Genomic DNA, 8,913 nt, shown 5'->3' with positions numbered 1-8,913 from the left:
GGGCATCGGCCGCGCCGTGGCCATCCGCGCCGCGGCAGAGGGTGGCAGGGTGCTGTTCGTCGACCGCGCCGATTTCGTGACGGAGATTGCAGCCGAAGCCAGAGACGCCGAAACCGCCGCCTTCAATGCCGATCTGGAGAGCTATGAAGGCGCGGCCTCGGCGATGCGCTTCGCCGAGCAACGCTTCGGTGGCATCGACATCCTGATCAACAATGTCGGCGGCGCCATCCGGATGCGCCCCTTTGCGGAATTCGGATCGCAGCAGATCGACGCGGAGATCCGCCGCTCGCTGATGCCGACACTCTATTGCTGCCACGCCGTCCTGCCGCATCTGTTCGCGCGCGGCGGCGGCACCATCGTCAACGTATCCTCGAATGCAACGCGCGGCATCCATCGTGTGCCTTATTCGGCAGCCAAGGGCGGCGTGAACGCCATCACCCAGTCGCTTGCCATGGAACTGGCGGAGCGCAACATCCGCGTGGTCGCCACCGCACCAGGCGGCACGGAAGCGCCGCCGCGTCGGATTCCGCGCAATGTCGCGGGCGATACGGACGCGGAGAAGGCCTGGATGACCGACGTCGTCGGCCAGGTGAAACAATCCAGTTTCATGAAGCGGTACGGGACCATCGAGGAACAGGTAGCGCCAATCCTGTTCCTCGCCTCGGATGAAGCGTCCTACATCACCGGCAGCGTGCTGCCGGTGGCCGGGGGCGATACCGGCTGACATCTCAATACTGACTGCGTAGAAACTCAGGGAGGAGCCATGATGCGCACTATCGATGTGAATGAAGCGATAGACAACAATCCATTCGGAAGGTTTCAGTGGTCGGTGGTGGCGCTCTGCGCGCTGCTGCTGATCGTCGACGGTTATGACGTCTTCGTCGCCGGCACCGTGCTGCCGACGCTGATTGCGGAATGGGGCCTGACCAAACCGCAGGCCGGCGCGCTGCAGGCCTGGGCGCTGTTCGGGATGATGTTCGGCGCCCTGGCTTTTGGCTCCCTGGCCGACAGGATCGGGCGCAAGAAGGGCATTGCGATCAGCTTCGTGCTGTTCACCGCTTCCACCCTTCTGACCGGTTTCGCCAGTTCGCCCGACCAGTTCAAAATCTTTCGCTTCATCGCCGGTCTCGGCTGCGGCGGACTGATGCCCAACGCGGTGGCGCTTATGAACGAATATGCCCCCAAGCGCCTCCGCAGCACCATTGTCGCGCTGATGTTCTCCGGCTACTCGGTCGGCGGCATGGTTGCCGCCGGGCTCGGCATCGGCATGATCCCGCAATATGGCTGGAAGCCCATGTTCTTCATCGCCGCCCTGCCGTTGCTGATGCTGCCGCTGGTGCTCTGGAAGTTGCCCGAATCCCTTGGCTTTCTGATCCGCCAGGGGCAGCAGGAGAAAGCCAGACGGATCTATGCGAAGATCGATCCGTCTGCCCGCCTTGGCAACGACGACATGCTGGTCTTCACCGAAACCAAGGGTGCGTCCGCATCGGTCGCCGAACTGTTCCGCCACCAGCGCACGTTGCGCACGCTCATGCTCTGGGTGGCGTTCTTCTGCTGCCTGCTGCTTGTTTATCTGCTGTCGTCGTGGCTGCCGAAAGTGCTGCAGGAAGCCGGCTATGCCGAAAGAGCCAGCCTCGTGAGCCTGTTCTCGCTCAATTTTGGCGGCATGGTCGGGGCCATCGCCGGCGGTTGGCTGGGCGACCGGTTCGGCCTGCCGAAGGTTGTCGTCGGCTTCTTCGTGGCTGCCGCCCTGTCGATCGCGCTGATTGGTTTCAACCTGCCGGCTGGGCTGCTGTTCCTGACGATCTTCATCGCCGGCGCCACCACCATCGGCACGCAGATCCTGCTCTATGCGAGCGTCGCGCAGCTCTATAACCTCTCCGTCCGGTCGACGGGGCTGGGCTGGGCTTCCGGTGTGGGCCGTATCGGCGCCATTGTCGGTCCGACCCTCGGCGGTGTGCTTCTGGCCCAACAGCTGCCGCTGCAGCAGAACTTCCTGATCTTCGCGATCCCCGCGGCCGTCTCGGCGCTCGCCATGCTGGTCTTCGCGATCAGCAACGCCCGCCGCGTCGACGCCGTTCTGCTCGCCGCAGCATGAGGGTCGGTACGTTGACGGCGGGCGGACAGAACATACCCGCAGGTCAGCGTCATGCTTCCGCCGACGGCCATCCCGATGTGGCCGTCGGCGCCTTCGCGTCGCGACTGCGGCGACCTTCGTCATCGGGATAGGAGGGTTCGGCCGGATCGTCGGGACATTGCCTCCAGCCATTTTCAAACACCGAGAGTCCTCAAGTCATGCCCTATCTCGATCTCGCAAGCCACCGCCTGCACTATCGCATCGACGGTGACAGGAGTGCGGCCGGCAAACCGTGGCTCATGTTCTGCAATTCGCTCGGAACCGACCTGCACATGTGGGATGCGCAGGCAGCCGCTTTGTCGCAGCATTACCGCGTGCTGCGTTATGACCGCCGCGGCCACGGCCTGTCGTCGGCCCCGCCGCCGCCCTATGCGCTGTCAGACCTCGGCAATGATGTCCTTGCGCTGCTCGATGCGCTGGAGATAGAGCGGACGCATTTCTGCGGTCTGTCGATCGGCGGCCTGACCGGACAGTGGCTGGGCATTCATGCCGGACAACGTCTGGACAAAATCCTTTTGTGTGCGACGTCCGCCAAGATCGGCACCGGCGAAAGCTGGGGCGCGCGTATGGCGGCCGTGCGGGAATACGGCCTTGGCGAGCTCACCGCTGCCACCGCAGAACGCTGGTTCAGCCCGGCGTTCAACGCCAGCCAGCCCGGCATGGTGCGCGACATTCTCGACCGTTTCACCGCGACAACGGTTGACGGCTATATTGGCTGCTGCGCGGCGCTGGCCAACACCGATTTGCAGCAAGACATCGCACGGATCGCCAACCCCTTGCTTGCCGTCTCCGGTGAAGAAGACCCGGTATGTCCGCCGTCCGATTTGGAGAGCATCGCCGTTCGTGTGCGGCAGGGCCGTCATCTGTCCTTGCCGGGGCGGCATATCGTCAATCTGGAGTCGGCATCGGCGTTCAATGCTGCGCTGAGCCAGTTTCTCGACGATTGATAGTTCGGAAAGGCGAAGGGAAGGATGTCGATTTCGCCGGTCGGTTCTAAGACCGTTTTGCACGCCCTGGCATAACCTGGCCCATCTTGAGCACCGACACAACTGAAAAGGGGCGACCGAACGGCCGCCCCCCTTCGTAACGTGAGCAATGAACGCTCAGAGCTGTTCCAGCATCGCGGCAGCACCCGAGACCGTTGCCTGGCCGGGGCTTTCCTCGACGTTGAGGGCTTTCACCACGCCGTCTTCCACCAGCATCGAATAGCGCTTGGAGCGCAGGCCGAGGCCGCCGGCGGAGAGGTCGGCGTCGAGGCCGACAGCCTTGGTGAAGCCGGCATCCCAATCGGCGAGGAAGTGGATCTTGCCCATGCCGCCGGATGATTGCGCCCAGGCGCCCATCACGTGCCAGTCGTTGACTGATACAACGGCGATATCGTCGACGCCCTTGCCAAGGATGGTGTCGCGGTTTTCGAGATAACCCGGCAGGTGGTTCAGCGAGCAGGTGGGCGTAAAGGCGCCCGGCACGGCAAAGAGCACGACGCGTTTGCCGGCGAAGAGCTGATCGGTGGTGATTTCAACCGGGCCGTCAGCCGTCTTTTCCTTGAAGGTGGCGGCAGGAAGCTTGTCGCCGATCGCGATGGTCATGGTCTTCTCCTTGGTTCTGGCTTGGGGGTTTCCGGCTTTGGGGGTTCTGCTTGGCGGCGGGCGCAGCAGGGGATCGAGGCGACTATAGGAGCCGGTCATTGAAAGGCAAGAGTGGTCTCCATCGCCCTGTCGCCGTCGATGACCAGTACGCCCCAGCGCTTGCCGGATATGTCGTAATTCTCAGGCAGTTTGCCGATAGCGACGTCGACCTTGAAAGTGGCGCCGTCGCGCTTGCCGCCGATCTGCTTGGTGAAGGCATGGCCGCTCGGGCCGGTGACGATGATATCCGGCGCGCCCTTCCCCTCGCCCAACCCTCCGCCCGGCAGAGCGAGTGTCAAAGACAGCGTCTTCCTATCGGGCGACATCGCATGCGCCGTCACGCCGAAATCCTGCGACGGCGGCTTCGGCAGCTTCGCGTCGGCGGCCTGAAGGATCGCCTCCTCTTGCGGGTGCGACTGGATGGCGGGGCCAAGCTTCAGCTGAAAATTCGCCTGGAAGGGAATGCAGATATCCCTGCAGATGCCGATGAAGGCGGCAGCGTCGATCGTAACCGGGCCCTTGCCGGCCGCCGTCAGCGACAGCGGCAGCGTCACCGGCGCGTCATAGGCGATATCCTCGACCGTGCCGTTGAAAAAATGCTTCGGAACGGGATAGGCGATGGCATCGAGCGTGACGCCACTGCCCGCCGCGATGGTGATCTGGGGCGGAATGCCATTGCCGCCGGGCTCTTTCCAATAGGTGATCCAGCCGGGTTTCGGCTCGATCTGAAGGGCGGCGCGGATTTTGCCGCCGGCATCGGGCGCGAGCGCCACGAGGCGCATGCGGCCGCCCTCGTTGTCCGCCCAGGCGCTCATTTCCGCATGGGCGGAATAAAACGGCACAAGGGCTGCGACCACCGACACAACCGCGATTAAAAGCCTGCGCGGGCCTGAGGAAATAATCATCATGGAACAAAGGTTTACCGAATGTGCTGTTTCGCCGCCAGAAGCCGCGGCGATATAAATCTTCATTTTCAGTTGATTGATGTGTGACATTGGCCCATGTTTCTTTTGTCGAGGCCTTGGTGCGGTCTAGCAGCAGGAGGAACGATGTCCTTATTGACGCTGAAGAACAGACGGGAACGTGGCTTCTTCGATGGCCAATTCCTCATCGCCATGCCCGGCATGGAAGACCGCAATTTTGCGCGCACCGTCATCTATATCTGCGCGCATTCGGATGCCGGGGCCATGGGCTTCGTCATCAACCGGCCACAGAGCCTCACCTTCACCGATGTGCTGCTGCATCTCGACATGATCAAGCAGGAAGATTCGATCGTGCTGCCGAAGCGGGCGCGCGACTTTCCGATCCAGACCGGCGGCCCGGTGGAAAGCGGCCGTGGTTTCGTCCTGCATTCGGACGATTATTCCAGCGACTCCAGCATTCCCGTCAGCGACGACATCTGCCTGACGGCGACGCTCGATATCGTGCGCGCCATCTCCAAGGGCAATGGGCCGACGCGGGCGACGATGCTGCTCGGCTATTCCTCCTGGTCGGCCGGCCAGCTCGAAAGCGAGGTCGTCAACAATGGCTGGCTCACCTGCCCGGCCAACGAGGAACTGATCTTCGACCGCAGCCTCGACGACAAATACGAGCGGGCGCTCGCCGGCATGGGCGTGACCGCTGCGATGCTTTCGGCCGAAGCCGGCCATGCCTGAAAGGCTGGCCTGACGGCATCGGGAACGAATAGCCAAGAGTGACGTTTCATTTCGGCAAGCATGGACAAAAGGCCCATGCCGACCAAGGAGACATCACTTATGGGTAGCACCAGCGACAAGATTTCCGGTAAGGCAAACGAAATTGCCGGCAAGACCAAGCAGGCCGTCGGCAAGGCGACGGACGATCGCGAGATGCAAGCCAAGGGCGCCGTCCAGGAAGCCAAGGGCAAGGGACAAGTCGCAACCGGCAAGGTCAAGGACAAGCTCAAGGGCGCCGTCGATCGGCTCTGAGCGACAGCACCAAGACGCGCAAAGGACGCTGTGCTTCCGATTTAAGGAATGCGCAGTAGACGCTCATCCTTTATCACCATGCCTGCTGCGCCCTCGCGCGGCAGGCATTTTTAATCCGTCACCCTCATGCTCTGCAGAGATAGATACGATGAAACTTTTTGCCTGCGACAACTGCGATCAGGTCGTCCACTTCGACAACCGTCGATGCGTGCGCTGCAACCATCGCCTCGGCTTCCTGCCCGGCGATCTGGCGATGCATGCGCTGGAGCCGCGCGACGAAACACTCTGGCAGCTCGTTTCCAATCCCGATCGCGACGTCCGCTTCTGCGCCAATGCCGGCCTCGATATCTGCAACTGGCTGGTGGACGGTGATGGCGAGAGCGAATTCTGCGTTGCCTGCCGCCATAACCGGCTGGTTCCGAACACCGATACCCAGGACGGCATCGACCGCTGGCGGCGCATCAGCCAGGCGCAACGTCATCTGTTTTATTCGCTGCTGCGCTGGAAACTGCCGCATCCCGATCGGGCGCAAGACCCGCAAGGCGGCCTGGTCTTCGATTTTCTCGAGGATTCGATAGAAAGCAACGGTTATATCGTGCCGGCCATGACCGGTCATGAGGAAGGCCTGATCACCATCCGCGCCGCCGAGGCCGACGATGCGACGCGCGAACAGGCGCGCAGCTCGATGAACGAACCCTATCGCACGCTGCTTGGCCATTTCCGCCACGAGGCCGGCCATTTCATCTGGAACAAGCTGGTGCGCGATCGGGGCGGCCTTGCCGATTTTCGCGCCGTCTTCGGCGATGAACGGCAGGACTATGCGACAGCCCTCCAGAACCATTATGCCGGCGGTGCGCCCTTGGGATGGCCGGACAATTTCATCAGCGCCTATGCGGCGTCGCACCCCTGGGAGGATTTCGCCGAATGCTTCGCGCATTACCTCCATATCGTCGATACGCTCGAAACGGCGCGCGCCTTCGGCATCGCCATCGATCCGCGCGGCCATGAGGAAATATCAGGCGAGGTGGATTTCATCCCTTACCGGGCAAGAAGCGCCGAACAGCTGGTCAGCGCCTGGGTGCCGCTCAGCCTGGCGATCAACGCCATCCAGCGCAGCATGGGGCAGCCGGACTCCTACCCCTTCGTGTTGTCCTCACCCGTCGTGGCAAAACTCGAATATCTGCACCGGCTGATCCAGGGCGCCGCGACGGCGCCGCAGCAGCAGGCGGCTTGAGGAGCTCATGCCAGTTGCCAAATCGACCGTCACGGGGTGGCGCGCACGCCGTAATGCCAGCGGTTGAATGCGGCCTTGGCCAACGCTACATCCCGCCGGAAGGTTTGACAGTTCCGGCGGGCGGCATTCAAGCTTCAAGCGGCGCGAGACGCCCCTTTAAATCAATGAAGGTCTCGCTTTTCCCGAGCGATCTGCTCACTGCCCGAGTGGCGCTTGCCCTTGAGAACCTCATTGACGCGGCCCTGATTGACGCTAAAGCGCGCTGCGATTTCGTGCTGATACGCGCCGCTCCATCTTGCGAGCCAGACCTGCACGGCGTCATCGAGAGTGAGACGATATATATGCTTCATTTTCGAGTTCCTTTTGGGTTAGGAACCTCGATCGGCTTGACAGACCAGCCTCCCCGCGTATCTTCGGGGTGTTAGGGGTGATCCGTTTTGCCGACCGAGGCATCCGGTACATTCGACACGAGGCCGGGGCTGCAACCCCGGCCTTTGTCGTGTCGACCCGCGAACGCAGGCGAAGGAAATATGAGTGTAAACAGCGAGCATCGTCAACGGATGCTTACGGGCATGGCAGACCAAAGCCTGAGCTAAGCGGCTGTTTCCATTGACTTCCTACGCCCGAAATCTGTGTGGAATCAGGCTGTTAAAGGGCGAATGCTAACAGTTTGTTAACACTGCATGTTTCCTGTGAGCATTTGTCCCTATCGCAAGTTTTCTGTATGTTTCGCGTGGAGTCTTGACGACAAAATGGGCCGGCTTGCCCGAATCGGATGTCCTCGCAACGCGAATCAATATCTGCGGCACCAAGTTAAAACGAAACCGCCTTGCCCTTCTTGAAGGGCTCCATGCCCCGGCGCGCAAGTTCATCGGCGCGTTCGTTTTCCGGGTGGCCGGCGTGGCCCTTGACCCAGTGCAGCGTCACCTTGTGGCGGTCACGGGCCGCCTCCAGCGCCTGCCAGAGTTCGGCATTCTTCACCGGCTTCTTGTCAGCGGTCTTCCAGCCGTTTTTCTTCCAGCCGAATATCCACTTGGAGATGCCGTCCTTGACATAGGCGCTGTCGGTATAGAGATCGACCTCGCAAGGGCTCTTCAAGGCCGATAGCGCCGAGATCGCCGCCAGCAGTTCCATACGATTGTTGGTCGTATCCGCCTCGCCGCCGCAAAGCTCCTTTTCGACATCGCCATAACGCAGCACCGCGCCCCAGCCGCCAGGGCCGGGATTGCCGGAGCACGCGCCGTCGGTGAAGATATCGACGTGTTTCATAGGCTCAATCCGTATTCGGCGGGCGATTTGATCTGGCGGTGGAACCGCAGCTTGCGGAGATATTCGAGCGGGTCCTTCTTGGTGACCATGGCGCCCTCAGGCGTCGTCAGCCAGTCATAGAGCCGGGTCAGGAAGAACCGCAGCGCCGACCCACGCGACAGCACCGGCAGGGCAGCGATTTCCGCATCGCTCAACAGCCGAACGCTCTGGTAACCCTCGAGCATCGCCGTGCCCTTGGTGATGTTGTAGGCGCCGTCCTTCTCGAAGCACCAGGCATTCAGGCAGATCGAGACGTCATAGGCGAGCAGGTCGTTGCAGGCGAAATAGAAATCGATCAGGCCGGAGAGCTGGTCGCCGAGGAAGAAGACGTTGTCGGGGAAGAGGTCGGCATGGATGACGCCGGCCGGCAGGCCGCTCGGCCAGGCAGTGGAGAGGAAGTCGAGTTCGCTGCGGATCTCGGTCTGCAGGCCGGGCTCGACCTCGCCGGCGCGCGGCTCAGATTTTTCCCACAGCCCCCGCCAGCCGTCGATCGACAGGGCATTCGCCCGCTTCAGCTCAAAACCATCGCCGGCCACATGCATCTCGGCCAGCGCCCTGCCGACTTCGCGGCAGTGCCTGGCCTCCGGCTTTCTCAGCCACATGCCTTCGAGGAAGGAGATGAGTGCTGCCGGGCGGCCGGAGAGTGCGCCGAGCAGCGCG

General features: G+C 62.1%; 11 protein-coding genes. 6 read left to right on the top strand and 5 right to left on the bottom strand.

What is annotated here, in order from left to right; all coding sequences use genetic code 11:
• From benD to pcaD, 3 genes are all read left to right on the top strand, one after another.
• Positions 1-724 (top strand): benzoate diol dehydrogenase BenD (gene benD / locus MOV76_RS37070; protein ID WP_247266422.1); only part of this gene is annotated, 724 nt, incomplete at its 5' end.
• Between the two features lie 39 nt (positions 725-763).
• On the top strand, positions 764-2,098 hold the full coding sequence (locus MOV76_RS37065) for an MFS transporter (RefSeq protein WP_080764119.1): 1,335 nt from the start codon (positions 764-766) through the stop codon (positions 2,096-2,098).
• Positions 2,099-2,295: 197 nt separating this feature from the next.
• Complete coding sequence (gene pcaD, locus MOV76_RS37060) at positions 2,296-3,084, top strand: 3-oxoadipate enol-lactonase (RefSeq protein ID WP_247266421.1); 789 nt, start codon at positions 2,296-2,298, stop codon at positions 3,082-3,084.
• Between the two features lie 156 nt (positions 3,085-3,240).
• Here pcaD and MOV76_RS37055 read toward each other — a convergent pair whose 3' ends face one another.
• Together MOV76_RS37055 and MOV76_RS37050 are read right to left on the bottom strand one after the other, a co-directional pair.
• Positions 3,241-3,726 carry a peroxiredoxin gene (locus MOV76_RS37055; RefSeq protein WP_003557102.1) on the bottom strand — a complete coding sequence of 162 codons (486 nt, stop codon included), beginning with the start codon at positions 3,724-3,726 and terminating at the stop codon, positions 3,241-3,243.
• Positions 3,727-3,821: 95 nt separating this feature from the next.
• Positions 3,822-4,673 (bottom strand): protein-disulfide reductase DsbD domain-containing protein, encoded by an 852-nt coding sequence (locus MOV76_RS37050; protein WP_247266420.1) that lies wholly within the window; start codon positions 4,671-4,673, stop codon positions 3,822-3,824.
• 141 nt (positions 4,674-4,814) lie between these two features.
• Here MOV76_RS37050 and MOV76_RS37045 point away from each other — a divergent pair, with 141 nt between their 5' ends.
• The 3 genes from MOV76_RS37045 (at position 4,815) to MOV76_RS37035 (ending at position 6,945) form a co-directional block, all read left to right on the top strand.
• On the top strand, positions 4,815-5,420 hold the full coding sequence (locus tag MOV76_RS37045) for a YqgE/AlgH family protein (RefSeq protein WP_018245102.1): 606 nt from the start codon (positions 4,815-4,817) through the stop codon (positions 5,418-5,420).
• Between the two features lie 99 nt (positions 5,421-5,519).
• The gene (locus MOV76_RS37040; RefSeq protein ID WP_003546001.1) at positions 5,520-5,711 is read left to right on the top strand and encodes a CsbD family protein; all 192 of its coding nucleotides are present in this window, start codon (positions 5,520-5,522) and stop codon (positions 5,709-5,711) included.
• A gap of 148 nt (positions 5,712-5,859) precedes the next feature.
• Positions 5,860-6,945 (top strand): putative zinc-binding metallopeptidase, encoded by a 1,086-nt coding sequence (locus tag MOV76_RS37035; RefSeq protein ID WP_130715758.1) that lies wholly within the window; start codon positions 5,860-5,862, stop codon positions 6,943-6,945.
• Positions 6,946-7,106: 161 nt separating this feature from the next.
• Here the strand turns inward: MOV76_RS37035 and MOV76_RS37030 are convergent, their stop codons facing one another.
• The 3 genes from MOV76_RS37030 to MOV76_RS37020 form a co-directional block, all read right to left on the bottom strand.
• Positions 7,107-7,295 carry a hypothetical protein gene (locus MOV76_RS37030; RefSeq protein ID WP_183905845.1) on the bottom strand — a complete coding sequence of 63 codons (189 nt, stop codon included), beginning with the start codon at positions 7,293-7,295 and terminating at the stop codon, positions 7,107-7,109.
• A 463-nt stretch (positions 7,296-7,758) separates the two neighbouring features.
• Complete coding sequence (gene rnhA / locus MOV76_RS37025; RefSeq protein WP_003545999.1) at positions 7,759-8,214, bottom strand: ribonuclease HI; 456 nt, start codon at positions 8,212-8,214, stop codon at positions 7,759-7,761.
• Positions 8,211-8,913, bottom strand: a 703-nt coding sequence (locus MOV76_RS37020) for a homoserine kinase (protein WP_247266419.1), incomplete at its 5' end; no start/stop codon positions are given. The genes rnhA and MOV76_RS37020, both read right to left, overlap by 4 nt.

This window comes from Rhizobium sp. PRIMUS64 (assembly GCF_023006465.1).
Taxonomy (GTDB): domain Bacteria; phylum Pseudomonadota; class Alphaproteobacteria; order Rhizobiales; family Rhizobiaceae; genus Rhizobium; species Rhizobium leguminosarum.
The sequence above is the reverse complement of the archived record's forward strand: the minus strand, read 5'-3'. Positions and strand labels throughout refer to the sequence as shown.

Excerpts from the sequence above, each read along its gene's own strand:
- pcaD (WP_247266421.1), top strand. The coding sequence starts at position 2,296 with ATGCCCTATCTCGATCTCGCAAGCCACCGCCTGCACTATCGCATCGAC.
- rnhA (WP_003545999.1), bottom strand. The coding sequence starts at position 8,214 with ATGAAACACGTCGATATCTTCACCGACGGCGCGTGCTCCGGCAATCCC.
- MOV76_RS37050 (WP_247266420.1), bottom strand. The coding sequence starts at position 4,673 with ATGATGATTATTTCCTCAGGCCCGCGCAGGCTTTTAATCGCGGTTGTG.
- MOV76_RS37055 (WP_003557102.1), bottom strand. The coding sequence starts at position 3,726 with ATGACCATCGCGATCGGCGACAAGCTTCCTGCCGCCACCTTCAAGGAA.
- MOV76_RS37035 (WP_130715758.1), top strand. The coding sequence starts at position 5,860 with ATGAAACTTTTTGCCTGCGACAACTGCGATCAGGTCGTCCACTTCGAC.
- MOV76_RS37045 (WP_018245102.1), top strand. The coding sequence starts at position 4,815 with ATGTCCTTATTGACGCTGAAGAACAGACGGGAACGTGGCTTCTTCGAT.
- MOV76_RS37030 (WP_183905845.1), bottom strand. The coding sequence starts at position 7,295 with ATGAAGCATATATATCGTCTCACTCTCGATGACGCCGTGCAGGTCTGG.
- MOV76_RS37065 (WP_080764119.1), top strand. The coding sequence starts at position 764 with ATGATGCGCACTATCGATGTGAATGAAGCGATAGACAACAATCCATTC.
- MOV76_RS37040 (WP_003546001.1), top strand. The coding sequence starts at position 5,520 with ATGGGTAGCACCAGCGACAAGATTTCCGGTAAGGCAAACGAAATTGCC.